The sequence below is a fragment of the Pseudomonas sp. RW409 genome (assembly GCF_003184125.1).
GTDB classification, from domain to species: Bacteria; Pseudomonadota; Gammaproteobacteria; order Pseudomonadales; family Pseudomonadaceae; genus Aquipseudomonas; species Aquipseudomonas chlororaphis_I.
The window spans coordinates 1-25,076 of sequence record NZ_QHHP01000041.1 but is presented as its reverse complement, the minus strand read 5'-3'; the positions used below and the strand labels follow the sequence as shown (position 1 = coordinate 25,076).

At 62.4% G+C, this 25,076-nt stretch carries 22 protein-coding genes and 1 pseudogene; 11 read left to right on the top strand and 12 right to left on the bottom strand.

All coding sequences use genetic code 11. The annotated features are described in order from the left end of the window. Window positions 1–291: 291 nt before the first annotated feature. Window positions 292–2,829, top strand: coding sequence for a PAS domain-containing sensor histidine kinase (locus tag DK261_RS20615; RefSeq protein ID WP_110176245.1), 2,538 nt, complete (start codon window positions 292–294; stop codon window positions 2,827–2,829). A 52-nt stretch (window positions 2,830–2,881) separates the two neighbouring features. Then, entirely contained in the window at window positions 2,882–3,157 is a 276-nt protein-coding gene (locus DK261_RS20610; RefSeq protein ID WP_007932676.1) for a peptidylprolyl isomerase, read from the top strand. A gap of 189 nt (window positions 3,158–3,346) precedes the next feature. On the opposite strand, the gene DK261_RS20605 is transcribed toward DK261_RS20610, so the two are convergent. From DK261_RS20605 to DK261_RS20590, 4 genes are all read right to left on the bottom strand, one after another. Then, the gene (locus tag DK261_RS20605; protein WP_110176244.1) at window positions 3,347–4,255 is read right to left on the bottom strand and encodes a sugar kinase; all 909 of its coding nucleotides are present in this window, start codon (window positions 4,253–4,255) and stop codon (window positions 3,347–3,349) included. A gap of 128 nt (window positions 4,256–4,383) precedes the next feature. After that, complete coding sequence (locus DK261_RS20600; RefSeq protein ID WP_038578033.1) at window positions 4,384–5,601, bottom strand: amino acid deaminase; 1,218 nt, start codon at window positions 5,599–5,601, stop codon at window positions 4,384–4,386. Between the two features lie 37 nt (window positions 5,602–5,638). Continuing rightward, on the bottom strand, window positions 5,639–6,403 hold the full coding sequence (locus DK261_RS20595) for an IclR family transcriptional regulator (RefSeq protein ID WP_009049631.1): 765 nt from the start codon (window positions 6,401–6,403) through the stop codon (window positions 5,639–5,641). 210 nt (window positions 6,404–6,613) lie between these two features. Next, entirely contained in the window at window positions 6,614–7,003 is a 390-nt protein-coding gene (locus DK261_RS20590; RefSeq protein ID WP_028682636.1) for a RidA family protein, read from the bottom strand. A 416-nt stretch (window positions 7,004–7,419) separates the two neighbouring features. Here DK261_RS20590 and DK261_RS20585 point away from each other — a divergent pair, with 416 nt between their 5' ends. Next, window positions 7,420–7,692, top strand: a complete 273-nt coding sequence (locus DK261_RS20585) for a hypothetical protein (RefSeq protein ID WP_038633456.1) — start codon at window positions 7,420–7,422, stop codon at window positions 7,690–7,692. A gap of 630 nt (window positions 7,693–8,322) precedes the next feature. On the opposite strand, the pseudogene DK261_RS20580 reads toward DK261_RS20585, so the two are convergent. Then, window positions 8,323–8,549: pseudogene (locus DK261_RS20580) on the bottom strand (ATP-binding protein); the annotation flags it as partial. 90 nt (window positions 8,550–8,639) lie between these two features. On the opposite strand from DK261_RS20580, the gene DK261_RS20575 reads away from it, so the two are divergent. The 3 genes from DK261_RS20575 to DK261_RS20565 all read left to right on the top strand — a co-directional run bounded on the left by DK261_RS20575 (window position 8,640) and on the right by DK261_RS20565 (window position 11,935). Next, window positions 8,640–9,431 (top strand): bifunctional 2-polyprenyl-6-hydroxyphenol methylase/3-demethylubiquinol 3-O-methyltransferase UbiG, encoded by a 792-nt coding sequence (locus DK261_RS20575; protein ID WP_038633459.1) that lies wholly within the window; start codon window positions 8,640–8,642, stop codon window positions 9,429–9,431. 315 nt (window positions 9,432–9,746) lie between these two features. Then, window positions 9,747–10,229, top strand: coding sequence for an acyl-CoA thioesterase (locus DK261_RS20570; protein WP_009049637.1), 483 nt, complete (start codon window positions 9,747–9,749; stop codon window positions 10,227–10,229). A 56-nt stretch (window positions 10,230–10,285) separates the two neighbouring features. Further along, window positions 10,286–11,935, top strand: coding sequence for an FMN-binding glutamate synthase family protein (locus DK261_RS20565; RefSeq protein ID WP_038633462.1), 1,650 nt, complete (start codon window positions 10,286–10,288; stop codon window positions 11,933–11,935). A 111-nt stretch (window positions 11,936–12,046) separates the two neighbouring features. On the opposite strand, the gene DK261_RS20560 is transcribed toward DK261_RS20565, so the two are convergent. Continuing rightward, a complete protein-coding gene (locus DK261_RS20560; protein ID WP_028682897.1) occupies window positions 12,047–12,841 on the bottom strand; it encodes a helix-turn-helix transcriptional regulator in 795 nt (264 codons plus the stop codon). Between the two features lie 84 nt (window positions 12,842–12,925). Here DK261_RS20560 and DK261_RS20555 point away from each other — a divergent pair, with 84 nt between their 5' ends. Continuing rightward, on the top strand, window positions 12,926–13,924 hold the full coding sequence (locus tag DK261_RS20555; RefSeq protein ID WP_016705320.1) for a bile acid:sodium symporter family protein: 999 nt from the start codon (window positions 12,926–12,928) through the stop codon (window positions 13,922–13,924). 26 nt (window positions 13,925–13,950) lie between these two features. Here DK261_RS20555 and DK261_RS20550 read toward each other — a convergent pair whose 3' ends face one another. Both DK261_RS20550 and DK261_RS20545 read right to left on the bottom strand, forming a co-directional pair. Further along, window positions 13,951–14,472 (bottom strand): hypothetical protein, encoded by a 522-nt coding sequence (locus DK261_RS20550; RefSeq protein ID WP_028682896.1) that lies wholly within the window; start codon window positions 14,470–14,472, stop codon window positions 13,951–13,953. A 6-nt stretch (window positions 14,473–14,478) separates the two neighbouring features. Continuing rightward, a complete protein-coding gene (locus tag DK261_RS20545; protein ID WP_028682895.1) occupies window positions 14,479–14,718 on the bottom strand; it encodes a hypothetical protein in 240 nt (79 codons plus the stop codon). A 312-nt stretch (window positions 14,719–15,030) separates the two neighbouring features. On the opposite strand from DK261_RS20545, the gene DK261_RS20540 reads away from it, so the two are divergent. The 3 genes from DK261_RS20540 (at window position 15,031) to DK261_RS20530 (ending at window position 18,695) form a co-directional block, all read left to right on the top strand. After that, window positions 15,031–16,797 carry a hypothetical protein gene (locus DK261_RS20540; protein WP_256597590.1) on the top strand — a complete coding sequence of 589 codons (1,767 nt, stop codon included), beginning with the start codon at window positions 15,031–15,033 and terminating at the stop codon, window positions 16,795–16,797. Window positions 16,798–16,869: 72 nt separating this feature from the next. Continuing rightward, entirely contained in the window at window positions 16,870–17,331 is a 462-nt protein-coding gene (locus DK261_RS20535; RefSeq protein ID WP_009049642.1) for a YccF domain-containing protein, read from the top strand. 287 nt (window positions 17,332–17,618) lie between these two features. After that, window positions 17,619–18,695, top strand: a complete 1,077-nt coding sequence (locus tag DK261_RS20530; protein WP_016705323.1) for a GGDEF domain-containing protein — start codon at window positions 17,619–17,621, stop codon at window positions 18,693–18,695. Window positions 18,696–18,723: 28 nt separating this feature from the next. On the opposite strand, the gene DK261_RS20525 is transcribed toward DK261_RS20530, so the two are convergent. The 4 genes from DK261_RS20525 to rpiB form a co-directional block, all read right to left on the bottom strand. Further along, window positions 18,724–19,641, bottom strand: coding sequence for a hypothetical protein (locus DK261_RS20525; protein ID WP_110176243.1), 918 nt, complete (start codon window positions 19,639–19,641; stop codon window positions 18,724–18,726). Window positions 19,642–19,747: 106 nt separating this feature from the next. Then, complete coding sequence (locus DK261_RS20520) at window positions 19,748–21,307, bottom strand: TerC family protein (protein ID WP_110176242.1); 1,560 nt, start codon at window positions 21,305–21,307, stop codon at window positions 19,748–19,750. Between the two features lie 431 nt (window positions 21,308–21,738). Further along, complete coding sequence (locus DK261_RS20515) at window positions 21,739–22,719, bottom strand: sugar-binding transcriptional regulator (protein WP_016705332.1); 981 nt, start codon at window positions 22,717–22,719, stop codon at window positions 21,739–21,741. 109 nt (window positions 22,720–22,828) lie between these two features. Then, entirely contained in the window at window positions 22,829–23,290 is a 462-nt protein-coding gene (rpiB, locus tag DK261_RS20510) for a ribose 5-phosphate isomerase B (protein WP_016705333.1), read from the bottom strand. Between the two features lie 284 nt (window positions 23,291–23,574). On the opposite strand from rpiB, the gene DK261_RS20505 reads away from it, so the two are divergent. Further along, the gene (locus DK261_RS20505) at window positions 23,575–25,062 is read left to right on the top strand and encodes a sugar ABC transporter ATP-binding protein (RefSeq protein WP_110176241.1); all 1,488 of its coding nucleotides are present in this window, start codon (window positions 23,575–23,577) and stop codon (window positions 25,060–25,062) included. Window positions 25,063–25,076: the final 14 nt, after the last annotated feature.

The following is a 25,076-nucleotide window of genomic DNA, read 5'->3' as shown; positions in this document are numbered from 1 at the left end:
TCCTACAGAAGAGTCGTGTCGTTTGCGCTTGTAGGAGCGAGGCTTGCCCGCGATGAGGCCGGACCTGCCCGCCACAAACTCCACCTCCCCCGCAAAACGGGCCAACCGCGAAAATCGTTGTCCCTGTAGCCGCTGCGGCAGGCTGCGCCCGGCACCGCAAGGGCCGCAAACCGGGCAACCCGATCCACCTGCCGGATCGCGGAAACCGACCTTGCGCCGGCTACGCCGTCGATCGCAGCCGGCGGCAGCGGTTACAATGCCGGCGTGATGCACGCTCAGGACAGCCCCGACATGAACGCCCCCACCTCCGGCAGCGAAGCCGAAACCCTGATTGCCCGGCTGGACTGGGCCGCCACGCCGCTGGGCGCGGTCGACCACTGGCCGCAGAGCCTGCGCACCGCGGTGGACATCGTGATTCATTCGCCGATGCCGATGCTGCTGTTGTGGGGCGCGCAGCTGACGCAGATCTACAACGACGGTTTCGCCCTGCTGGCCGGCAACAAGCACCCTGGCGCCTTCGGCCAGCCGACCCACCTGACCTGGCCGGAACTCCAGGACTTCACCACGCCGATCTACCACGCCGTGCTGCAAGGCCAGGTACGCACCTTCAGCGAAAAACCCTTCACCCTGCAGCGCCACGGCCGCGAGTCGGACGTCTGGCTGGACCTGACCTACAGCCCGATCCGCGACGAAAGCGGCGAAGTCGCCGGGATCCTGGTGACCAGCATCGAAACCAACGAGCGGCGGCGCATCGCCCTGGAACTGGAGCAGCGCTCGGCGGCCAGCCTCAAGGCCCAGCACGAAACCGAAGAACGCCTGCAACTGGCGCTGGCGGCGACCGACGCGGTCGGCACCTGGGACTGGGACATCGGCGACGACCGCTTTATCGCCGACGCCCACTTCGCCCAACTGCACAGCATCGACCCGGCCCTGGCCGGGCAACTGCCCATCAGCGAATACCTCAAGGGCGTGCACCCGGAAGACCGCGGCATGGTGGCGCGCAGCATCAAGCACTGCATCACCCACGGCACCGAATACGCCGAGGAATACCGCCTGCAACAGCCCGACGGCCAGGTCCGCTGGGTCTTCGCCCGCGGGCGCTGCTACAAGGATCACCACGGCCGGCCGGTGCGCTTCCTCGGCGCCGCCCTGGACCTGACCGACCGCAAGCAGATGGAACAGGCGCTGCGCCAGAGCCAGACCGAGTTGCAGTTGATCATCAACGCCATGCCGGTGCTGATCGGCTACGTCGACCACGAAGAGCGTTTTCGCCTGAACAACAGCGCCTACCTCGACTGGTACGGCCTGACCCCGCAGGAGCTGTACGGCCGGACCATCCGCGAAGTGGTGGGGGACGAGATCTACGCCACCCGCGCCGACAAGATCGCCGCCGCCCTGGCCGGCAAGCCCTGCAGCTTCGAAGCCAACTCACCGCATCGCGACGGGCGCGCGCGGCATGCGCTGATGAAGTACCTGCCGCGCTACGGCGCCGACGGCGCGATCAATGGTTTCTACATCTTCGTGATCGACGAGACCGAGCGCAAACAGACCGAGGAAGCCCTGCGCCACCTCAACGAAACCCTGGAAGAACGGGTGGCCGAGCGCACCCAGGCGCTGGCCGCCGCCAACCAGCGCCTGCAGAGCGAGATGTTCGAGCGCGAGCGCGCCGAAAACGCCCTGCGCCATGCGCAGAAGATGGAAGCCGTGGGCCAGCTCACCGGCGGTATCGCCCACGACTTCAACAATATGCTCACCGGCATCATCGGCAGCCTGGAGCTGATGCAGCGCTACATCGATGACAATCGCAGCGCCGAGATCGGCCGTTTCACCGAGGCCGCGATGTCCTCGGCCAAGCGCGCGGCCGCCCTCACCCATCGCCTGCTGGCGTTTTCGCGGCGCCAGTCGCTGGACCGCCGGCCGCTGGAACCGAACCAGCTGGTGCGTTCGCTGCACGACCTGTTCAACCACACCAAGGGCGAACATATCGAGCTGAAGATGAACCTGGGCGACAACGTCTGGTCGATCAACAGCGACGCCAGCCAGCTGGAAAACGCCCTGCTCAACCTGGTGATCAACGCCCGCGACGCCATGCCCGACGGCGGCATCCTGACCATCGAGACCGCCAACAGCTACCTCAACGGCAGCGACCTGGGCACCCTGGAACCGGTCAAGGCCGGCGACTACGTGATGCTCGGCGTCAGCGACAACGGCGCCGGCATGACCCCGCGGGTGCTGGCCAAGGCCTTCGACCCGTTCTTCACCACCAAGCCCATCGGCCAGGGCACGGGCCTGGGGCTGTCGATGATCTACGGCTTCGCCCAGCAATCCGGCGGCCACCTGACCATCAGCAGCGAACCGGGCCAGGGCACCTGCGTGCGCCTGTACCTGCCGCGCCTGCACAGCGGAGCCCAGGCCGACAGCCCGGCACCGGCCAGCGTCGAAGCGCCCTACGCGGTGGCCGGCGAATCGGTGATGCTGGTGGAAGACGACCCGGCGGTGCGCATGCTGGTGCTCAACGTGCTGGGCGAACTGGGCTACACCGCCTTCGAGGCCGAGGACGCCAAGAGCGCGCTGCCGTTGCTGGAGTCCGAGCGGCGCATCGACCTGCTGGTGACCGACGTTGGCCTGCCGGGCATGAACGGCCGGCAACTGGCGGAAATCGCCCGCCAGCAGCGGCCGCAGCTCAAGGTCCTGTTCATGACCGGTTATGCGGAAAAGGCCGCCGAGCGCCAGGGCTTTCTCGACGCCGGCATGGACCTGATCGCCAAGCCGTTTTCCATCGAGGCGCTGGCCCAGAAGATTCGTCAGATGATCGGCCAGCTGGGCTGATTTCAGGCATAATCCGCGACCGCCGTCCGCACCGTTCCAAGGTAACTGCCCCATGAAAGCCCAAGCCCGCCACATCCTGGTGAAAACCGCCGAAGAGGCCGAACAGCTCAAGCAGCGCATCGCCAAGGGCGAGGCCTTCGACGTGCTGGCAAAGAAATACTCCACCTGCCCCTCCGGCAAACGCGGCGGCGACCTGGGTGAAGTACGGCCGGGGCAGATGGTCGGGGCCATCGACCAGGTGATCTTCAAAAAGCCCCTGCGCACCGTGCACGGGCCGATCAAAAGCAAGTTCGGTTATCACCTGGTGCAGGTGTTCTACCGCGATTGAAGCAACACCCGTGACCGCTACGTCGTCGCGGCTGCAACACTGTAGCCGCTGCCGCAGGCTGCGATCGGCACCGCAGGGGCCGCAAAACCTGGCGACGTGACCTATCTGACTGATCGCGGATGCTGCCCTTGCGCCGGCTGCGCCGTCGATCGCAGCCTCGCCAAGGCTTGGCAGCGGCTACAGGTTGCCTCAGGTTCTTGGAATCAACGCCCCCGGCACCTGAATCACCCGGCTCGCCAAGCGATGCCCCGCCTCTGCCGCCTGCTGCGGGCTACCGCCGCGCAAGCGACACGCCAGATACGCCGCACTGAACGAATCCCCCGCCGCCGTGGTGTCCACCACCTGCTCCACCCGCTGCGCCGGCACCTCGAACGACTCGCCGCCACAGCGGATCAGGCACGCTTCGGCGCCACGCTTGAGCACCACTTCCGGGATATCCGGGTAAGCGGCAAATACCGCTGCACTGTCGCCATACCCGAACAATGCCAGCTCGTCATCCTCGGTCAGCAACGCCAGATCGACATAGGCCAGCACCTGGCGATAAGCCGCCTGCGCCTGCTCCACCGAAGCCCAGAGCCGTGGCCGATAGTTATTGTCGAAAACAATCCGCGCCCCACGCTGGCGCGCCTCGATCAAGGTCCCGATCAGCTTCTTGCGCCCCTGCTCGCCCAGCACCGCCAGGGTGATGCCACTGAAATACAGCACATCGTAGGCCGGCAGCGCCGCCAAAATCGGCTCGGCCGCGGGGGTGGTGAAGCAGTCGCGCACCGCCGCTTCGTTGCGCCAGTAAAGAAAGCGCCGCTCGCCCTTGGCGTCGGTCTGGATGCAATACAACCCGGGCAAACGCCCCGGCAGGCGCTGGACCAAACCCAGGCCGATGCCTTCCTCGACCCAGCTCTGGCACATCGCATCGCTGAAACTGTCGTCACCCAGGGCGGTGACATAGTCGACGCAAGCGCCCTCGCCCAGTTCACGGGCCAGGTACACGGCAGTATTCAGGGTGTCGCCGCCGAAGCTCTGTTGCAGGCTGCCGTCGGCGCGGTGTTGCAGTTCGATCATGCATTCGCCGATCAGGGCGATGCGTTTGGCAATGCTCATAGGTAGGTCTCTGCGGGAAGTGTTGTCTGGGCGGGCCCTATCGCGAACAAGCTCGCTCCTACAGGGATAGCGTTGCCCTTGTAGGAGCGAGCTTGCTCGCGATCAGCCGCAACGCGGCGCTGCTCGACCTAGAAACAGGTCTCCATGCTCTCCAGCACATCCAGCCGCTCATCCACCAACAACCCGGTACGCCACTTATCAAAGGTCAGGCACGGGTGCGAAGTACCGAAGGCAATAATGTCCCCCACCCGCAGTTCAACCCCTGGCGCAACGGTCATGAACGCATGCTGGTCCATCACCGCCGTGACCTTGCAGGCGCTGACATCATCGCCCTTGGCCGGCAGCACGCCCGGCTTGTAACGCAGCAACGGCACCGGCAAGCCGGCGTCATAAGCCACATCGCGCTTGCCCAGGGCGATCACCGCGAACCCTGGCTCCGGCAGGGACTGCACATGGGCCCAGACTTCCAGCGCCGGGCGCAGGCCTTCGTGCAGGTCGCTGCGACGGTCGAGCACGCAGCACTGCGCCTCTTTATAGATGCCATGGTCATGAGCCACGTAACTGCCGGGCCGCAGCACACTGAGGAAACGCCCCTGGGCGTTCTGCGCCTCGAAGGACTCAGCGATCAGGTCATACCAGGCCGAACCCGAGGCGGTGATGATCGGCTGGTCGATGGCGAACAGCCCGTCGTCCTGCAACTGCACCGCCAGGCGCACCAGGGACGCGGCGAACTCCCGGATACCACTCACCGCGTGATCGCCATGGATCACCCCTTCGTAGCCCTCGATGCCGCACAAGGCCAAGGCCGGCTGCGCCTGGATCGCCTGCGCCAGCGCCAGCACTTCCTGCTCGCTGCGACAGCCACAACGACCGCCGACCACGCCGTACTCAATCATCACGTTCAGGCGCACCCCGCGCGCGGCGAAGAACTGCCCGAGGTCGGCGACGTTGTCCGGGTGATCGACCATGCAATAGAAGTCGAACGTCGGGTCGGCCAGCAGCTCGGCGATCAGCCCCATGTTCGGCGTGCCCACCAGCTGGTTGGCCATCAGCACCCGACGCACGCCGTGGGCGTAGGCCGCACGGGTCTGCACCGCGGTGGCCAGGGTGATGCCCCAGGCACCCGCCTCCAGCTGCCGACGGAACAGCGCCGGGGTCATGCTGGTCTTGCCGTGGGGCGCCAGCTCGGCGCCGCTGTCGCTGACGAATTTCTGCATCCAGCGGATGTTGTGCTCCAGCGCCGCGCGGTGCAGCACCAGGGCCGGCAGGCTGACGTCGCGCACCAGGCTGACGCCGGGTTGGGCCGCGCCCTTTTCCACCGCTGCGTTGGTCAATACAGAAGACATATTCGAACTCCTTACAGTGCAGCCATTGGGGCTGACGCTAGTCGTTGATGCGACGGGCCAGGCGATTCGCGCTGTCGATCAGCACCCGGCGATAGTCGGCGTAATTGTTCTGGGCATCGGCCCGTGGCGCGACGATGCACAGGGTGCAGATGCACACCCCGCGCTCGTCCCGCACCGGGGCGGCGAAGCAATGGGTAAAGGTGTCGGCCACGCTGTCGAAGGAGAAAAAACCGTCCTCCGTGGCCTGGCGGATTTCCTTCAGGAAAGTCGCCACAGACAGGCGTTCCCCGTCGGGGAGAATGAAGTCGCGCTCGTCGATCAACTCGACGATCTGCTCATCGCTCAAATGCCCCAGCAACAGCCGCCCGGAAGCGGTCCAGGGAATCGGCGCGTTCTCGCCGATATTCGAGGAAATGCGAAAATGCCGCTCGCCCTCCTTCATCAGCGCCACCGTGTACTTGCGCCCGTTGAGCAGGCACATCTGCGCGGTCTCGCGGGTCTGGCTGACGATCTCCTGCAAGGCCGAGTCGGCCTCGCGCGTCAGGTCGAAATGGCGCAGATGGGCCTGCCCCAGGAAGTACAGCTGACGGCCCAGGTACACATGCCCATCCTGGCCCACCGGCTCGAGAATCCGCCGCTCCAGCAAGGACGCCACCAGCTCGTACACCGTGGACTTGGGGCTGCCGATGCCCTTGGCGATATCGTGGGGCCGCAACGGCTGGCCGATCTCCTTGAGGAAATCGAGAATATCGAACGCCCGGTCCAACCCCTTGGCCCGACGCTTGATGGTGTCTTCGGTCATATCAGTGCCATTTCCTACAAATCACGAAATTCCCGGCGCGCCCAAAACCCGGCATTGCACCTATCCCTGTAGCCGCTGCCGAGCCCCAGCGAGGCTGCGATAAGGTCCGCAGGACCTTCAACGATCTCAAGACCGCGCGCCCGCTTCGCGGTCGATCGCAGCCTCGCCAAGGCTCGGCAGCGGCTACAGGCGTCTACAAAACGCCGCACATCAGCCCTTCTTCTTGTACGCCACGCAATCAATCTCAACCTTGCAATCCACCATCATGCTGGCCTGCACACAAGCCCGCGCCGGCGCATGCTCCGGCTTGAAATACTCCCCGAACACCTTGTTGAAACTCCAGAAATCCCGCGGATCCTCCAGCCACACCCCGACCCGCACCACATCCTCCAGGCCGTACCCCGCCTCCTCCAGAATCGCCACCACATTGCGCATCGTCTGATGCGTCTGCTCAACGATGCCGCCATGAATAATTTCGCCATCCAGTGCCGGCACCTGACCGGACACATACAACCAGCCATCGGCCTCAACGGCACGAGCGAAAGGACGAGGCTGGCCACCACCTGCGGTGCTGCCGGTGCCGTAGCGAGTGATGCTCATGGGGTGTTCTCCTGACTAAAGGGAAGGTTGAGCAGAATAAGCCGTTCCTAAAAAGGCGCTTCGTGTAATTTCAGGAGGCATTTATTCCGCTATAACGGATAAAAATATACAACAACGGAAAATTCACGAAGAGTGTGCCATGGGAAAGAGAGGGATAACAGAGGATAGGCAACACATCTGGAACCAAGGAGATAGAGAACAGGCCTGAAACAAATGCTGCTACCCCCCATTTATTCAGCCATTAATGACGGCTCGTGTAAGGCGTTTCTGTATCTGGTGTAAACATGCTCTCCAGGCTTGTTACCCCGCTATACACCTCCTATATTCCGTTTCGTCGCTCCCAACGCTGCGACCGGATTTGGCCGTCCGAATCTCCATGAGCAAACCCTAAAATTCCTTCATGGAGCGTCACCGTTATGGATTTTCAACCCCTCACCACCTCCAACACCACCGACCACCCTGTCGCCTTTATCAACCCTCAAGCCCCCTTGCTTGACCTGCTGACCTATGCCGGTCTGCGCATCCGCGCTGCCCGGGACATGCTGGACAGCGTGTCCGGCATGACCAGCCGCAACGCCGACGACCTCGACCTGATGCGCTTCTCCAGCGTGGCAACCTTGCTGTTGCAGGACGGATGCGATGTGTTGCACGTGGCAGAACAACGGGCAATGGAGCTGCCAGAGCCTTAACCGAACCGTCTTAGCCTTTGCTGCGCTTTGGCTTTGGCTTTGGCTTTGTTTTTGATCTTGATCCACCCGCCCCATCGGGAGGCCGAGTGGAGGTGTTCATCAGGGGGATGGCGCGCAGCGCCCCTCGACGCAGTCGAGGACGTCGCATGGAGGTTGAAGCGAAGCCAACCGGAGGGCGATGCCCCCTGATGGACACCGTAACGAGGGAACCCGAGCGCAGCGAGGGCCGTACGCAGGGGCAAGCGTTTTTTGGTTACTTTTTGCTGGGCCGGCATTCCGGCGTTTGAAAAAAAGTGACCCGCCGTAAGGGCGGAACCGCCAGCGGCGGTGACCGCAGGAATGGATATGTACCCCGTCCAACATCACCAGCGAAGCCACCACCGCCATCGCGGGCAAGCCTCGCTCCTACAGAAGCAGTGATCACCTCAAGCATCAGTTAAAACCTGTCACCTATGTGATTGAACTGTTCTGTTACCCATGTTGATGAACTGCACCAGAAACCAGATAGCAGTGTCCCCGCCGTAAGGGCGAAACCATAAGCCGCCGTGACCGCAGGAATGGATATGTGTCGACGCTGATTGAAAACTGACCCACCGCAAGTAGGCATGCGGCAGGTATTTTCGGTGCAGATCAAAACGGCTCATCGTCCTCGGTACCGTCATCGTCCTTGCGCTTTCGTTCACCTGATTTGATCTTTGTCTGGGCGACCAAGCTGCTGTGTTGCAGACAGACTCGTTGCCCGTTTCGACGATGTGGCAGTTGTGTGTCAGCCGATCCAGCAACGCCGTGATCATCTTGGCATCGCCAAATACGCTCGATCATTCCGAGAAGCTGAGGTTGGTCGTGATGACCACGCTTTTGTTCAGGTTGCCCGCCTAATGTGAACCCACCTGCGGCCGATAGCATGCAAGAACCACCAGCATCGACGTCTTATTTCAGGGTTATCAATGGAAATTCCATACAGCATCAGACTTTCATTTTTTGATTTCTGGAAGGGGCTCTTCAAAGGCACGCTTTTCATCCAGAAGCGTTTGCGAGGGCATTTGAAGGAGCAGCAGAAGAACTGGCCAAAGAAGCAACAATACAGCCAGGGATATTTCTATCAGGGCTTGGAAGAACTGGGAATCACAGGCCTGAAGCCTACGGGTTTTCGCTTCAAGCAATACGCCATTGATGAAGAATTGAAGGGCGCTGACGTACTGGACATCGGCAGCAACTGCGGTTTTGTCTCAGTATATTGTTCGCGACTGGCGAAATCCGTGACAGCCGTCGAACTCAACCCTTTTCTCAATAAAGTGGCGAAGGATACCGCGCGTTATTTGAAGCGCGACAATATAGAGTTTATAGAAAGCGATTTTTCGGTATTTGCCACAGATAAAAAATTTGATGTAGTGCTGTCGTTTTCCAATCATCACACCATTGATGGCAACCTCAATATGGGGTTTGAAAACTACATGAAGCGCCTGGTGTCGTTTCTAAAGCCGGGTGGCTACCTGCTGTTTGAAAGCCACAATGTTTTCGGACCAGGTAGTGGCGCCGTAGGTGATGACGGTGATATGGACGAAAAAATCAAAATAATGAACACCTATTTCGCCATAGAACGCTATCGAATGGTCAACTGTTACATGCGACACATGATCGATGATGTCGATAAGCTCTTCATTGTTGCGCGGCTCGTGGACAATCCTCCGAAGACGGATTTCCGTCTTGAACAAGCAATCCGTCGTTATCATTATTGACCCTGCATTCAATTTTTTTGGCTACCCATGACACCGTCCAAAAAACGGCAGCGCGAGCAATCTCGCTCCTACAGGTCGGTGTCATGCAAAGAAACAGTCGCTACCGTAGCGCCCCTCTCGTTCAAATCGTGGATCAGGTATCTCCCCTTCCCCACGCATTATTGCAATCCCCGCAACAGCTCATTTCAAATGATAGCTAGCTAACTATCTACGCTTCTGAGTACCCTTCCGACCTCCAGCCAAAAGCTGTCCGCAGGCCCTAGGCCGGCCATTGCGAGCCAACGGGCAGCCCCGACGCCCCTGATGAGGTCACCCATGGAACCAGGCAGTTATCAATTGAGCATGAGCGTGCTCATGACGCCCGACAAAGCCAATTTCTCCGGCAACGTGCACGGCGGCGCCCTGCTCAAGCTGCTCGACGAGGTGGCCTTCGCCTGCGCCAAGCGCTATGCCGGGCGCTATGTGGTCACGCTGTCGGTGGATCAGGTGATCTTCAAGGAGCCGATCCATGTCGGCGAACTGGTGACCTTCCTGGCCTCGGTCAATTACACCGGGCGCACCTCGATGGAAGTCGGGGTCAAGGTGATGACCGAGAACATCCACGAGCGCACGGTGCGCCATACCAACAGTTGCTACTTCACCATGGTCGCCGTCGACCCCGATGGACGCCCGCACCCGGTGCGCGCCTTCGTGCCGGAAACCGCTATCGAGAAACGCCGCTACGCCCAGGGCCTGCTGCGCAAACAACAGCGCCAGGAGCTGCAAGAGCGCTACCAACAGATCCGCAACTCGGACTGAGCCCGCCCTGCCTGCCCGCCGGAACCCATGTCTTGCGATTTGCCCAAGGAACGATCATGAAAATATCGCTGTTGAGTCGCTACGCGACCCTGACCCTTTGCCTTGCCCTGACCTTGTTCGGCCTGCTGTTCTGGCCCGCCAGCCTCTGGGGCCAGGGGCTGATTATCCTGGCCGGGGTGCTCAGCCTGGTCGGCTTCAATGACCTGCTGCAGAGCCATCACGCGGTGCGCCGCAACTACCCGATCATCGGCAATATCCGCTACCTGATCGAGTCGATTCGCCCGGAGATCCGCCAGTACCTGCTGGAAGGCGACGACGAGAAGCTGCCCTTCTCCCGCTCGCAACGTTCGATGGTCTACGCCCGCGCCAAGAACCAGCCCGCGGAAAAGGCCTTTGGCACTTTGGCCGACGTCTATCAGCCCGGTTTCGAATTCATCAGCCATTCCATGGTCCCGGGCGATGCCTGCGACCCCAGCCAGTTCCGCGTGGTGGTCGGCGGGCCGGACTGCCTCCAGCCCTACAGCGCCTCGGTGTTCAACATCTCGGCCATGAGCTTCGGCGCGCTGAGCGCCAACGCCATCCGCGCCCTGAACAAAGGCGCCCGGCTCGGCGGCTTCGCCCATGACACCGGGGAAGGCAGCATCAGCCCCTATCACCAGGAGTTCGCCGGCGACCTGATCTGGGAAATCGGCAGCGGCTACTTCGGTTGCCGCACCCTGGACGGCCGTTTCGATGCCCAGCGCTTCTCCGAGCAGGCCAGCCATCCACAGGTGAAGATGATCGAGATCAAGCTCAGCCAGGGCGCCAAACCTGGCCATGGCGGCATCCTGCCCAAGCACAAGGTCACCGCCGAAATCGCCCAGACCCGTGGCGTGCAGATGGGCCATGACTGCGTGTCGCCGGCGCGGCATTCGGAGTTCAGCACGCCCATCCAGTTGCTGGAATTCATCGTCAAGTTGCGCAACCTGTCCGGTGGCAAGCCGGTGGGTTTCAAGTTCTGCGTGGGTCATCCCTGGGAGTTCATGGCGATCGTCAAGGCCATGCTCGAGACCGGCATCCAGCCGGACTTCATCGTGGTCGACGGCAAGGAAGGCGGCACCGGCGCCGCGCCCCGAGAGTTCACCGATAACATCGGCATGCCCATGCGCGAAGGCCTGCTGTTCGTCCATAACACTCTGGTCGGCGCCGGCCTGCGCTCACAGATCAAGCTCGGCGCCAGCGGCAAGGTGATCAGCGCCTTCGACATCGCCAGCGTGCTGACCATCGGCGCCGACTGGGTCAATGCCGCGCGCGGTTTCATGTTCGCCATCGGCTGCATCCAGTCGCAAAGCTGCCACACCAACAAATGCCCCACCGGCGTCGCCACCCAGGACCCGCTGCGCCAGAAGGCGTTGCAGGTCACGGACAAGGCCGAGCGGGTGCACAACTTCCACCGCAACACCCTGGTCGCCCTCGGCGAGATGCTCAGCGCCGCCGGCCTCGACCACCCGGCGCAATTGCAGGCCAAGCACCTGGTACGACGCATGACCACCACCGAGGTGCGGCTGTTCTCGCAGATCCACGTGTTCCTCGAACCGGGCGAGCTGCTGCAACGGCCGATCAGCTCGGAGTTCTATGCGCGTATGTGGAACATGGCCCAGGCCCATAGCTTTGCGCCGCTGGTTGTGGCTGCGCCGGCCAGGATTGAACGGCTGACGCCGGCTTAGTTTTTTGCATGACGCGGTGGCCGTTCGCGCTGGATGACGGGGGCAAGGTCCAGGGTTGAGGGGGCGGCCACTGACGTTATCGCAGGCAAGCCTCGCTCCTACAGGTGGCGATCAGGCCTGGCGAAAAAACTCCCCAGGCGTGGCATCGAACTGCTGGCGGAACGCCGCGATAAAGGCCGAGGTCGAGTCGTAGCCGCAGGCCAGCGCCACGTCCGTCACCCGCTCGCCTTGCTCCAGGGGCGTCAGCGCGCCCAGCAGGCGCAGGCGTTGGCGCCAGGCGCGGAAGGTCAGGCCGGTGTCCTGCAGGAACAGGCGGCTGAGGGTTTTCTCCGTCACGCCCAATTTCTCGCTCCATTGCCCCAGGGTGGTCGGCTGGTCCGGGTGCGCTTGCAGGCTGCGGTAGATCTGCCGCAGGCGCGGGTCCTGGGGCAGCGGCAGCATCAGGTCCAGTTGCGGCGCGGCGGCCAGCTGGTCCAGCAGGACCTGGGCCAGGCGGCCGTCGGCGCCGTCTTCAGCGTATTCCACCGGCAGCTCGCTGAAGGCGCGGATCAATTCGCGCAGCAGACTGCTCACCGCCAGCACCTGGCAGGTCGCACCGGCCCAGGCGGTGACACGGCAATCCAGGTACAGGCTGCGCATTTCGGTGCGCGGCGAGCTGAACACCTTGTGCGGCATGCCGGCCGGAATCCACACCGCCCGCTGCGGCGGGGCGACAAAACGCCCGGCGCTGGTCTGCACTTCCAGCACGCCCTGGATGGCGTAGGACAATTGCACCCAGGGGTGGCTGTGGCGCCGGGTCAGCGCCCGATTGGGCAGGGATTCGGTGCGGCCGTACACCGGTCGAGGCAGGCTCGGCAGACCGGGAATACTGCGGCGGACGATCTTTTCATGTCCTTTAGGCGGCATTTACTGGCTCATTGGCGTTAGTCGGCAGTCCACCATCACGTTAGAGTCGGCCCACCGCCCTGGCAACCCCTGGATGATCCCGTTATGAGTCGCTCACGTCTTTTGCCCGACAATTTCACCCTGACCCTGATCGGCGTGGTGCTGCTGGCCAGCTTCCTGCCGGCCAGCGGCCAGGTGGCGCTAGGCTTCGGCTGGCTGACCAACGCCGCCATCGCCCTGCTGTTCTTCCTCCACGGCGCCAAGCTGTCGCGCGAGGCGATCATCGCCGGGGCCGGCCACTGGCGCCTGCACCTGCTGATCTTCAGCCTGACCTTCGTGCTGTTCCCGATCCTCGGGCTGGCGCTCAAGCCGCTGCTGTCGCCGCTGATCGGCAACGAGCTGTACCTGGGCATGCTCTACCTCTGCGCCCTGCCCGCCACCGTGCAGTCGGCGATTGCCTTCACCTCCCTGGCGCGGGGCAACGTGCCGGCGGCGATCTGCAGCGCCGCGGCGTCCAGCCTGTTCGGGATTTTCCTCACGCCGTTGCTGGTGACCCTGCTGCTGAATGTGCACGGCGATGCCGGCTCGACCCTGGATGCCATCATCAAGATCAGCGTGCAGTTGCTGCTGCCCTTTATCGCCGGGCAGATCGCCCGCCGCTGGATCGGTGCCTGGGTGGGCCGCAACAAGAACTGGCTGAAATTCGTCGACCAGGGTTCGATCCTGCTGGTGGTCTACGGCGCCTTCAGCGAGGCGGTGAATGAAGGCATCTGGCACCAGATCCCGTTGTGGAACCTGGCCGGGCTGGTGCTGGCCTGCGGCGTGCTGCTGGCGCTGGCGCTGCTGGCCTCCAGCCTGTTGAGCAAGCTCTTCGGCTTCAACCAGGAAGACCGCATCACCATCCTCTTCTGCGGTTCGAAGAAAAGCCTGGCCACTGGCGTGCCCATGGCCCAGGTGCTGTTCGCCGGCAGCACCATGGGCGTACTGATCCTGCCGCTGATGCTGTTCCACCAGATCCAGCTGATGGTCTGTGCGGTGCTGGCCCAGCGTTACGCCAAACGCCCCGAGTCGGTGCCGGAGCTGATGGCGCAGGTCGATCCCTGAAGCATCCCAGGTCCGGAGCACGACCCTCAGTTGTGTTGCGGACCGCCTTTCCACGGCGCGTATTCGACCAGCACATTGCCCCGCGCCAGCCCCTTGTCGCCCACCTTGAAGCCGGGCATCTGCCGCAGGTTGATCTGCTTGCACTGCGCGGTCAGGCGCGCCTGCAGGTCGCTGTCCAGCTTGAAAGCGTCCCGTCGTTCGCCAACCGGATCGAGGTTCACCAGGCACTCCTGCACCTGCCCCTGGGCATTGGCGACGAACCGCACATGGGCCTTGCCAATGCTGTCGACGGGCTGCTTGCCCAAAGTCTGCGTCCAGAAGAAGCGGCTTTGCGCATAGGCTTCGACCGCGTCCAGCCGCCGCTGCCGCTCCGGTGTCGACTCATCCATAAGGATCAAGACCATCGGCACAACAATCTCCTGCTCGCCCTCGGGCCCGAACAGCTCGGCCGGCATCTCGGGGAACAGGCTGTCCCAGCACACTTGCCGGGCCAGGCTTTCCGGGACCGGGGCCAGTTGGGCCTTGGGGCGGATATCGCAGCTGAGCACCTGGTTCTAGCGGTTGATCTTCACCTTCAGGTCCACCGAACTGACCAGCCCCTGGCCGTTGGCGGCAAAGGCATTGCGCACCAGCACACCACTGAACTGCCGGGCGAACGAGTTCATTTTCTGCTGCTGGATATCATCGGCCGCAGGCGGTTGAGCCGGGGTGACGGCCTGGGTCTGGCAGCCGGCGAGCACCAGCAGGCTGGCAATGAGCAACGGCAACTTGCGCCGCGCTGCAGCGGTGCGCAATGGACGGGCTCAATTCCATTTGTTCGAAACTCTCGGGTGAAAAGGGAAAACAGCGTGGGGAGCACAGGATTCAGTGCTTCGGTTACTCACGATTGAGGCACCCGCGATTTTTAGGGCTCACCCTGCAATGCATGGATTTCTGCTTTTGTTGGCTGCGGCAAGTCGATAGCATAACGCCACTTTTTTTGCCGCCCGGCGATTCTACACGGAAGTTTCCATGCATCCCTTGCTTGTGCCTTGCGCCTTTTCCTTTCTCGTTGGTTGCAGCAGCAAACCACAGCCCACCCCCACAAACCTGCTGGGGGAAGTCCATTGAAGCCCCTGCCAAACGGTCGTTTGCTGGAGCACTTCGGTGAGTTGACGGCTGCAGAAAGAATCTTGCTGGAACATGCAGCATCTGGCTCCCTGGCCAGGATCGCCGATAGTCGGCCGGAGACCGGAACAAAAGAAAACAAGGTGCGCGCCCGCTTTCTTCGCTTTCTCATCTTGGGTGGCGATGCTGAAAACCCGGTACATGAACGAGGCATCAATCTGCGCGGTGCCTACATCGTGGGGGTCTTGGATCTGCGTGGTGCCGAGATAAATATAAGCGTCACGCTGGAGCACTGTTTGTGCTTTCAGCCGCTTTACCTAGAAGACATGCAATTGAAGGGCTCGCTGAACCTGAATTTCAGCGCCGTTCCCGGACTTGTCGCCTCTCGAGCATCCATCTCCGGCTCGTTATACCTGAATAAGGTCTATTCCCACGGCACAATCCAGCTGATAGCCGCAAAAATAGGCGGATCGATATATATAAGAGGCAGTTACCTATATGGCCTAGGAGAGCCGGCCCTACTGATGGGGGGAATCTCTGTCGGTAGCGTGATACGGGTTGAAGACAAATCCAAAGTGATTGGTGGATTTTCACTGGTCGGTGCCCTGATAGATAATCAATTGAGTTGCAGCAACTGCAAATTTATAGCTATCAAAGGCCCCGCCTTTAATGCAGATAACATCCTTGTTAAAGGTGGGGTCTACCTGACAAAAGGATTTCACTCAGTTGGTCTAGTGCGTATTTCAGGTGCTCGTATTGCCGGGCAACTCAGCCTGAGAGGCGCACATTTTCAAGAAAATGGAGAGAACTGCCTATCGGCACAAGGGATGCAAGTAGGCAGCTCCCTGATAATGACTGATTTTCCCTCACCACTCAGAATGGCCGCATTCAATGGCTCCCATGTGAAGAGCCTGACTGATGATGAGAAAACCTGGGGAAACGAACTATCACTCAATGGCTTCATCTACAACTTTATAAATAGCCGTATCCCGCTCACCGCAGAAACCCGTATTGCTTGGTTGAACAGCCAAAACCCTGCCAACAGCGGAAACGACGGTCTCAAAGGTAGTAACAGCGAATTTCGCCCCCAACCCTGGCGTCATCTGCAGAAAGTTTTTGAAGAAATGGGCCACTCCGAAGAGGCTCGAAAAGTAGGGATCGCCTTCGAGAAGCGGCTACGCAAAGTGGGGCTGGTAGGCCAGGGTACTGCTCGATGGTGGCCAGGGTTTCGCTGGCTGGGCCTGATCCCTCACGTGCTCTATGGCGCTCTCACTGGTTACGGCTATCGCCCCATGCGCCTGCTGGCCTGGATACTGGGCATCTGGCTGTTCTTCACCACCGTCTACTGGTACGCCGCCGTCGAGCAGAACGTGTTCGCCCCAAGCAACCCGCTGGTGTTCCAGAACGACGCCTATACCACCTGCCGAAAAGAGTATGGAGAGGGCTGGCAAAAGCGCTCGCCCGATACGCCGATCCCCTCAGGGATCGGCAACTGGTACACCTGCGATGCCTTGCGTGGTGAGTACACTGGCTTCAGCCCTGGCGCCTACTCGCTGGATATCCTGTTGTCACTGGTCGATCTGCAACAGGAGAAAGATTGGGGACCGATCACCACGACGCCCTCCCCCAATGCCTGGTTGGAGTTCTGGAACTGGGACTGGGGGCACAGCGTCCGCTTTCTGGTGTGGCTCGAAACCCTCATCGGCTGGGGCATCAGCCTGTTGCTGGTGGCGATCGTCTCCGGTCTGACTCGGCGCAAGGAATAAGCGTCTATACCTGCACGGGCCTCGAACGGGGCCTGCTCGATACCCTTCACGGTTCAAACAAGGAAGCTTCACATGAGCGCCATCGGCAATTTTCTCTGGTTTATCCTCGGCGGCATTTTCATGGGCCTGTGCTGGTGGCTGTGGGGCATCCTGGCCTTTATCAGCATCGTCGGCATTCCCTGGGGCCGGGCCTGTTTCGTCATCGGCACCTTCTCGTTCTTTCCGTTCGGCAAGGAGGCGATCAGCCGGCGCGAGCTGAACAACAAGGACGATATCGGCACCAGCGGCCTGGGGGTGATCGGCAACGTGCTCTGGTTCGTGTTCGGCGGTATCTGGCTGGCGCTGGGGCATGTGATGTCGGCGCTGCTGTGCTTTATCACCATCATCGGCATTCCTTTCGGCATCCAGCACCTGAAGCTGGCGGGCATCGCCCTGGCGCCGATCGGCAAGACCATCGTGCGCAAGGAAGTGGCCGCCGCGGCGCGCACCTTCAATGCCCAGGATGCGGCGCTGAAACAGCGCCAGCCAGGCTGAAGCCCAGGCGCGGAGGCCTCGTCGAGGCCTCCGCCACTGCGCATGCCGGCCGGCATGCTCCCCACGCTTGCGCACTCCGACCGCCCTCAAGCTCGCAACCTGATCGCCAACACCACGTCACCTTGAAACAAGCCGCACCACGACCTTGAAGGACGCCCACAGCGGCGCCCGCCGCAGTTGGACAAGTCCCACGCCCACTGCTTTCATTCAGCCCCGGGACCCTGCGCAGTCCGCGCTCGCCAGGAGGCTTGTCGCCCCCGCCCACCCGTTCACGCCCAAGGCCCGCAATGCTCAAGACCATTGAAGCGCAAGTGCTGAAACAGGCCACGCCGCCGGCCCTCAAGGCCGAGTTCGCCCAGTACGACTTCGAGCGGCTGCACGGTTTCTGCCTGCTGATCTACGTCGCCAGCATCAGCATCTGGCTGCTGTTCAACCTGATCGTCAGCTTCCCCGGCAAGCAGGGCTTCACCCTGTACTCGATGGCGTTCCTGGCCGCGCTGGCGATCAACGCGATCGTGCTGGCCTTCACCAAAAAGGTCCGGCACTTCCAGTGGCTCAACCTGGTCTTCGTGCTGATCATCGGCGCGGGCATCCGCCTGGTGATCGAAGGCATGCCGCTGGAGCTGCGCCCCGACTGGCTGATCATCGGCGCCTCGAGCATGCTCTACAGTGCCTCGGTGCTGCCCCTGCGCCGCTGGTCGTTCTTCGCCACCGTCGTGCTGACCTGGGTGGTGCTCGACCCGTTCATCATGACCCAGACCTCGGTGCTGGAACTCAAGGGCGCCATGCTGCTGATCTACGCGCTGTTTCTCACCGCCCTGACCCTCTACAGCTTCATCAAGCTACGCCAGGCCAAGCTGCACACCTACATCATGTCCAAGCTGTTGCTGGAACAGGCCTACAACGACACCCTGACCGGCATCCCCAACCGCCGCTCGTTCATGGCCCGCGCCAGCGAACAACTGGCGGCGCAACCCCGGGAGCATGACCACTACCTGGCGATGATCGACGTCGACAATTTCAAGAAAATCAACGACCTGTACGGCCACGACAGCGGCGACGAGGTGCTCAAGCAGGTGGCCGCGGACATCAGCACGGTCATGGCCGGTTTCGACTACGCGCGCCTGGGCGGCGAGGAGTTCGCCATCTACCTGTGCGGCGTGCGCCGCAGCGACGTGGAGCAACTGGCCGAACGCCTGTGCCAGGTGGTGCGCCAAGCGCCGGCCCGCCACCCGGTGACCATCAGCATCGGCCTGGCCCGGGTCGAGGACAGCGACAGCCTGAACCAGGCGCTGGTCAAGGCGGACAAGGCGCTGTACCAGTCCAAGCACACGGGCAAGGATCGTTACACCTTTCACCCGTGATCCCACTGCCCCTCGACAGCTCAGGCGCTCAGGGTGCCAGCGCCTTGATCGGCGGATCCTGGTAGCTGTCGTCGATCTCGATTCCGGCGGCCCGCAATTGTTCTTCCACCCCTCGCCGCGTCTCCCGGTCCTTGGCCAGCTTGGCGGGCATCAGCTCCTTCCAGCGCGGTCGCTCGTTCTCCTCGAAGCTGGACGACCAGAAGTCGTACTCGCTCTGGAACTGCAGGGTGGTCAGGCAAGTGGCTCGCTCCATGGGCGCCTGCCTGTCATCCCAACACCAGGACCAGACATGCAGGTAGGCGTCGTCCCGATGGAAGTACCAGCTGTAGAAGGACTTATCGTGCAGCCAGTGCTCAAGCGGGATCGGGTAATCCGGGTCGAGCCAGGGATGGTTGAGCACGTAGTGGCCCAGCACATTGTCGCCAGAGGGAATCTTGTCGGCCTGGGAGCCGGAAACCCGCGGCTCCGAGGGCAGGTAGTAACGCTTCCAGCCAGCGCTCTTGAGCTCGGCGATACGCTGGAGAATGAAGGCCTGTTGCTCGGTATAGGGGCTGTTGTCCGGCAGCCCTCGTAAGTTGATGTCGATATTACTGACCGTATCTCCAAGGGCCTCGTCGATCACCGTGCTGATCCCCGAGACCTGTTCGATCCTGAGCGCATGCTCGCCACCGCCGATCAGGGCGACCGGCAGGTTCTTGTCATTGGGGGAGCGCTCGATTTCGTACCAGCACATCCTGACGGGTTTCAGACAGTCCTTGGAAAACCGCAGCGGGCTCCGGGCGAGCACCTGGGCGATGGGCTCATGCAGGGCTATTTCCACCACCGGGTGCGCCACCGCGGGTGCCGCATCCTGGTCATCACAACCGCCAAGCAGCGCCAGGGTGAACAGGCAGCATCCCCCCATGACGGCCCTGCCGCGTACCGCGCCCATGCGAACCTTGCGCATATTTCTCTTCCATCCATTGAACAAGCGGGCGGCGATGGTGCAGGAATAGACGCAAGGCTTCAACCGCAGTGAGGGCGACGGCGGCCAGCCAGCTGGCCGACCTCGGTTACTCGCCCTCGCGGCTGAGCAGCACCCGCGTCACCCGCCGCTCTTCCACCGTCACCACCTGCAGCGTCCAGTCCTGCCATTGCAGCCGGTCGCCAATCACCGGCAAGCGGTCCAGCAGGCTCATCACCAGCCCGGCCAGGGTCTGGTAGTCCTCGGTGGCTTCGGCGTTGAAGCCGGTGCGCTGGCGGATCTGCGCCAGGTTCAAGGCACCGCTGACCATGAAACCGCCCTGCTCTTCGACAATGTCCGGGCCTTCGATTTCGCTGGCGTCGGGCAGCTCGCCGGCGATGGACTCGAGGATGTCGGTCATGCTCAGCACGCCGACGAAATCGCCGAATTCGTTGATCACGAACGCGATGTGGGTCGAGGCCTTGCGCATCTGTTCCAGGGCGTTGAGGATCGAAAAACTGTCCAACAGGTTGATCGCCGTGCGCGCCAGGTGCTCCAGGTTCGGCTCGTTGCCGGCCAGGTATTCCTTGAGCAGCTCTTTCTTGTGCACGAAGCCCAGCGGCTCCTCCACCGCGCCATCGCGAATCAGCGGCAGGCGCGAGTAGGACGAATGCATCAGCTTGTTGCGGATGGCTTCGGCATCGTCGGCCAGGTCGATGTAGTCGACGTCGGCGCGCACGGTCATCAGGCTGCGGATCGGCCGTTCGGCCAGTTGCAGCACGCCACTGATCATCACCCGCTCGCGGCGGTCGAACAGCTCGGCGCTCGGCGCTTGGCCATTGTCCAGCAGATCGACGATCTCCTCGCCCACCTCCTCCACCGCCAACTGGCGACCGCCCAGCAGGCGCATCACCGCATGGGCCGTGCGCTCACGCATCGGCCGCAGGCCCTGCATGGATTTCTTGCGGCGGGCACGGGCGATCTGGTTGAACAGCTCGATCAGGATCGAGAAGCCGATGGCCGCGTACAGGTAGCCTTTGGGGATATGGAAGCCCAGGCCTTCGGCGGTCAGGGCAAAACCGATCATCATCAAGAAGCCCAGGCACAGCATGATCACCGTCGGATGGGCGTTGACGAAGCGGGTCAGCGGCTTGCTGGCGACAATCATCAGGCCGATGGAAATGATCACCGCGATCATCATCACCGCCAGTTCGTCGACCATGCCCACGGCAGTGATCACCGCGTCCAGGGAGAACACCGCGTCCAGCACCACGATCTGCGCCACGATCGGCCAGAACAATGCGTAAGCGGCGTTGCCGGTGCGCTGGCTGACATGGCCTTCCAGGCGCTCATGCAATTCCATGGTGGCCTTGAACAACAGGAACACACCGCCGAACAGCATGATCAGGTCACGGCCGGAGAAGCTCTTGCCGAACACCTCGAACAGCGGCGCGGTCAGGGTCACCAACCAGGAAATGCTCGCCAGCAGGCCCAGGCGCATGATCAGCGCCAGGGACAGGCCGATGATCCGCGCGCGGTCACGCTGGTGGGGTGGCAACTTGTCCGCGAGGATCGCGATAAACACCAGGTTGTCGATACCCAGCACCAGCTCCAGCACGATCAGGGTCAACAGGCCAAGCCAGGCAGTGGGGTCCATTATCCATTCCATAAAAACGACTCTATCTCTCCAGTGAAATCAGACAGCCGGGCACGGCAAGGCAAGGCCAAAAGGCCTTGGAGCGGCGAACGCAGGCCAGCGCCCAACGGTTGCGACAACCGGCGGCGAGCAGCGAAAAACAACAGGTTCGGGGTAACGGCCGCGCCCTATGACTGGCGAAAGGCACCGCAAGGCGGATCGAGCGGGGAAAGAATGAGGCGTCCAGGAACAGGGACGACTGGGAGGCTCCGAGAGGGTGTTCATGCAAGTCCTGTGAAGAAAAACGGACTTGAATCCTACAACCTCAAGGGAGATTTCCTATCGGGAAATCATTTCAAGATCTTATCGGGCACTGCCTGGGCCAGCGTTATCGCGAACCGGCCCACGCCTGCAAAGGCCACTTTTTGCAGGAGCAGGCTGGCCCGTGAAGCGCTCTGGCGACCTCAGCCCTTACGGGTCGCATCGTCCAACGCGAGGATGGTATGGGCATTGGTCACGGTGGTCGCCAGTGTGTTGATCACTCCGGAACGCAAGGCGCCGAGGGTCGCGGCGGCCTTGGTGTTCTCACTGGCGATGGCCACCACATCGGGAATGCGCACCAGCTCCTGCACGGTCAGGCCGATCACCCGGCCCTGGATGGCGTTGACCGCCGGCTGGCCATGAATGTCGATGAAGTCGTAGCCCATCATGTCGCCCACGGTTCCGGACAGCCGCGCCTGGGCGATTTCCTGGGGTGAGAACCAGCCCATGCGCACCATGTTGCTGTTCTCGCTCATGTCGCCGATGCCGATCAGCGCGATGTCGGCGCGCCGGGCGCGGTCCAGGGTCGAACGCACGGTGTCGTTGCTGATCAGCACGCTGCGCAGTTCCGGGTTGGCCACCAGCGCCGGGGCGTACAGGGTTTCGCTTTCCGCACCGAAACGCAGGGCCAGGCGCCGGCAGATATGGTCGGGGTTCATGTACTCGCCAGCGCGCAACGAGCCGCCGATGGCGCAGACGAAGGTGCAGTTGCGGGTCACCGGCAGGAACACGTTGTCGGCCACCGCGCCGACATTGCGGCCCATGCCGACGGCGACGATCATGCCGTCGCTCAGGGTCTTGTTCAGGTAGTTGGCCACCAGGCTGGCCACCGCCGAGCGCTGGGTGTCGGGGTCGCTGTGGTCGACCGCGATCAGCGCCCGATCCAGCTGGAAGCGCTCCACCAGCGCCTGCTCCAGCTCGTTGTTCATCGCCGGATGCTGCAGCACCCGGACCTCGACTATGCCTTCGTCCCGCGCCCGCTTGAGCAGGCGGCTGACCTTGGCCCGGGACAGGTCGAAGCGCTTGGCGATGGCCTCCTGAGTGACGTTCTCAAGGTAATAGAGCATCGCCACCTCGGTCATCAGATCGATGTCGCTGGCTCCGCGCGGGGTACTGTCACTCATGTGGACTGGCTTCCGTATGGGCATCAAAGGCGCATTCTCTCTAGTCGATGCAGGTCGCGTCTACAGCCGGTTCTGCCCCATGGGCAGCGGGCTCCACGGCAGCCGGCGCCTACCGGTGGCCGTCGCGCTCGATGGCGTTGATCCGCTCGACCTTGGCCCCCGAGCGCGCGGACTCGAACTCCGACTCGAGGAACGACTTGACGATGCTCTTGGCCAGCTCGGCCCCCACCACCCGCGCGCCGATGGAGAGAATCTGTGCATCGTTGCTCTTGCGTGCGCGCTCGGCCGAATAGGTGTCGTGGGCCTGGGCCGCGCGGATGCCCGGCACCTTGTTGGCCGAGATGGCCATGCCGATGCCCGTGCCGCAGACCAGCACCCCCAGGCGGTGATGCCCGGCGCCGATGGCCGTGGCCACCGCCAGGGCAATGTCCGGATAGAGCACCGGCTCCAGGGAATGGGTGCCGAAGTCCTCCACCGGATGGCCCAGGGTCTCGATATGGCGCTTGAGCAACTCCTTGAGCTCGAAACCCGCTTCATCACATCCGATGGCCACTGAAAAGGCTGTGTTCATGGCATTTCGCTCCGCTGTCTGGGTGAGAGCAAGACTGATCATATGATCACTATATGAAACTTTGTTCAGTCATTTCTCAGGCATTCACCCCCTGACTGTCAAGCAGGATTTACCTGACAGCCGAGTCAAAGCCCTACACAAAGGGTTACGAATGCACGAGTGACCGCCGATACAGATTTACCGTGAAAGAGATTGACTGATCAGAATTTCATTTGATACACATATGATCACAGCGAAACATGACTCTGCGACCTAATAAGAATTCACAGCACGAGGACACGCCGATGGCCACGCCATTACTGCTCCAGGCTGAACATGTCGCCAAGGCCTATGCCGGGATCCCTGCCCTGCGCGATGGCCGCCTCGCCCTGCGTGCCGGCAGCGTGCATGCCCTGTGCGGCGGCAACGGCGCCGGCAAATCCACCTTCCTCAGCATCCTGATGGGCATCACCCAGCGTGACGCCGGCAGCATTGCGCTCAACGGTCGCCCGGTGCAGTTCAATCGCCCCGGCGAGGCGCTGGCCGCCGGGGTGGCGATGATCACCCAGGAGCTGGAACCGATTCCCTACATGAGCGTCGCCGAGAACATCTGGCTCGGCCGTGAACCGCGCCGCGCCGGCTGCATCGTCGACCGCAAGGCCCTCAACCGGCGCACCCGCGAGCTGCTGGAAAGCCTGGAGTTCGAGGTCGACCCCGACAGCCCCATGCACCGCTTGAGCGTGGCCCAGGTGCAACTGGTGGAAATCGCCAAGGCCTTCAGCCATGACTGCCAGGTGATGATCATGGACGAGCCGACCTCGGCCATCGGCGAGCGCGAAGCCGAGACCCTGTTCAAGGCCATCCGCCGCCTCACCGCCCGCGGCGCCGGGATCGTCTATGTCTCGCACCGCTTGAGCGAGCTGGCGCAGATCGCCGACGACTACAGCATCTTCCGCGACGGCGCCTTCGTCGAAAGCGGGCGCATGGCCGACATCGATCGCGCCCACCTGGTGCGCGGCATCGTCGGCCAGGAACTGCAACGCATCGACCACAAGGTCGGGCGCGAATGCGCGGCGCACAATTGCCTGGAAGTCCAGGGACTGAGCCGCGACGGCGAGTTCCAGGACATCAGCCTGCAACTGCGCCAGGGCGAGATCCTCGGCATCTACGGCTTGATGGGCTCGGGCCGCAGCGAATTCCTCAACTGCCTCTATGGCCTCACCGAACCCGACGCCGGCACGGTCAGCCTGCAAGGCCGGCCGCTGCCGGTCGGCGTACCGGCGGCGACCATTCGCGCCGGCCTGTCGCTGGTCACCGAAGACCGCAAGGACAGCGGCCTGGTGCTCAGTAGCAGCATCCTGTCCAACATTGCCCTGTCGGCCTACCGGCAGCTGTCGAGCTGGTCGCTGATCAACGCCCGCAAGGAACAGGCGCTGGCCCGGGACATGGTCAAGCGCCTGCAGATCAAGATCTCCTCCCTGGATCTGCCGGTGGCCTCCATGAGCGGCGGCAACCAGCAGAAGGTGGTGCTCGCCAAGTGCCTGTCGACCCAGCCGGTGTGCCTGCTGTGCGACGAACCGACCCGAGGCATCGACGAAGGCGCCAAGCAGGAGATCTACCACCTGCTGGACGAGTTCGTGCGGGCTGGCGGCGCGGCCATAGTGGTCTCGTCCGAAGCCCCGGAACTGCTCCACCTGAGCGATCGCATCGCGGTGTTCAAGGGTGGCCGCCTGGTCACCATCAGCACCGATACCGCTCTTTCCCAGGAAGCCCTGCTGAGTCTCGCCTCATGAACGCCAAGACCCTT

What these genes read in the sequence shown, in the direction of transcription:
- rpiB (WP_016705333.1), bottom strand. Translation starts at nt 23,290, where the DNA reads ATGAACACAGCCTTTTCAGTGGCCATCGGATGTGATGAAGCGGGTTTC.
- DK261_RS20535 (WP_009049642.1), top strand. Translation starts at nt 16,870, where the DNA reads ATGAGCGCCATCGGCAATTTTCTCTGGTTTATCCTCGGCGGCATTTTC.
- DK261_RS20615 (WP_110176245.1), top strand. Translation starts at nt 292, where the DNA reads ATGAACGCCCCCACCTCCGGCAGCGAAGCCGAAACCCTGATTGCCCGG.
- DK261_RS20530 (WP_016705323.1), top strand. Translation starts at nt 17,619, where the DNA reads ATGCTCAAGACCATTGAAGCGCAAGTGCTGAAACAGGCCACGCCGCCG.
- DK261_RS20605 (WP_110176244.1), bottom strand. Translation starts at nt 4,255, where the DNA reads ATGAGCATTGCCAAACGCATCGCCCTGATCGGCGAATGCATGATCGAA.
- DK261_RS20565 (WP_038633462.1), top strand. Translation starts at nt 10,286, where the DNA reads ATGAAAATATCGCTGTTGAGTCGCTACGCGACCCTGACCCTTTGCCTT.
- DK261_RS20520 (WP_110176242.1), bottom strand. Translation starts at nt 21,307, where the DNA reads ATGGAATGGATAATGGACCCCACTGCCTGGCTTGGCCTGTTGACCCTG.
- DK261_RS20575 (WP_038633459.1), top strand. Translation starts at nt 8,640, where the DNA reads ATGGAAATTCCATACAGCATCAGACTTTCATTTTTTGATTTCTGGAAG.
- DK261_RS20505 (WP_110176241.1), top strand. Translation starts at nt 23,575, where the DNA reads ATGGCCACGCCATTACTGCTCCAGGCTGAACATGTCGCCAAGGCCTAT.
- DK261_RS20595 (WP_009049631.1), bottom strand. Translation starts at nt 6,403, where the DNA reads ATGACCGAAGACACCATCAAGCGTCGGGCCAAGGGGTTGGACCGGGCG.
- DK261_RS20515 (WP_016705332.1), bottom strand. Translation starts at nt 22,719, where the DNA reads ATGAGTGACAGTACCCCGCGCGGAGCCAGCGACATCGATCTGATGACC.
- DK261_RS20555 (WP_016705320.1), top strand. Translation starts at nt 12,926, where the DNA reads ATGAGTCGCTCACGTCTTTTGCCCGACAATTTCACCCTGACCCTGATC.
- DK261_RS20600 (WP_038578033.1), bottom strand. Translation starts at nt 5,601, where the DNA reads ATGTCTTCTGTATTGACCAACGCAGCGGTGGAAAAGGGCGCGGCCCAA.
- DK261_RS20590 (WP_028682636.1), bottom strand. Translation starts at nt 7,003, where the DNA reads ATGAGCATCACTCGCTACGGCACCGGCAGCACCGCAGGTGGTGGCCAG.
- DK261_RS20570 (WP_009049637.1), top strand. Translation starts at nt 9,747, where the DNA reads ATGGAACCAGGCAGTTATCAATTGAGCATGAGCGTGCTCATGACGCCC.
- DK261_RS20585 (WP_038633456.1), top strand. Translation starts at nt 7,420, where the DNA reads ATGGATTTTCAACCCCTCACCACCTCCAACACCACCGACCACCCTGTC.
- DK261_RS20525 (WP_110176243.1), bottom strand. Translation starts at nt 19,641, where the DNA reads ATGCGCAAGGTTCGCATGGGCGCGGTACGCGGCAGGGCCGTCATGGGG.
- DK261_RS20560 (WP_028682897.1), bottom strand. Translation starts at nt 12,841, where the DNA reads ATGCCGCCTAAAGGACATGAAAAGATCGTCCGCCGCAGTATTCCCGGT.
- DK261_RS20610 (WP_007932676.1), top strand. Translation starts at nt 2,882, where the DNA reads ATGAAAGCCCAAGCCCGCCACATCCTGGTGAAAACCGCCGAAGAGGCC.